The organism is Arthrobacter sp. RAF14 (assembly GCF_052114185.1).
Taxonomy (GTDB): Bacteria; Actinomycetota; Actinomycetes; order Actinomycetales; family Micrococcaceae; genus Arthrobacter_E.
In genome coordinates this window covers 1-442 of the sequence record NZ_JBFREG010000020.1, presented here as the reverse complement: position 1 = coordinate 442, position 442 = coordinate 1, and the positions used below count along the sequence as shown (strand labels likewise).

Annotated in this window: 1 protein-coding gene; it reads left to right on the top strand. The window is 73.3% G+C overall.

Annotated elements, in window-relative coordinates:
- Positions 1–442, top strand: a 442-nt coding sequence (locus AB4Y75_RS16715) for a hypothetical protein (RefSeq protein ID WP_441437000.1), incomplete at both ends; no start/stop codon positions are given.

Genomic DNA, 442 nt, shown 5'->3' with positions numbered 1-442 from the left:
GTCTTCGTCGACGCAGCCGCACCCCTCAAGGACGGCAAACCCCACCTGAACATCGAACTCCCCGGCCTCACCGGAACCCCCAACCTACCCGGCACCCCCGGCACCCCGGGAACCCCCGGCGGAAACCCCGGCGGAGTCATCCCCGGCCTCCCCGGCCTGCCCGGTGGAGTCATCCCCGGCCTTCCGGGCCTTCCGGGCCTTCCGGGCACCCCCGGCACCCCGGGCACTCCTGGTGGGAACCCCGGTGGAGTCATCCCCGGCCTGCCTGGACTTCCGGGTCTTCCGGGCGGCAACCCCGGCACCCCGGGAACTCCTGGTGGGAACCCCGGTGGAGTCATCCCCGGCCTGCCTGGACTTCCGGGTCTTCCGGGCGGCAACCCCGGCACCCCGGGAACCCCCGGCGGTAACCCGGGTGACATGCTCGGCAGCCTGCCCGATCTGA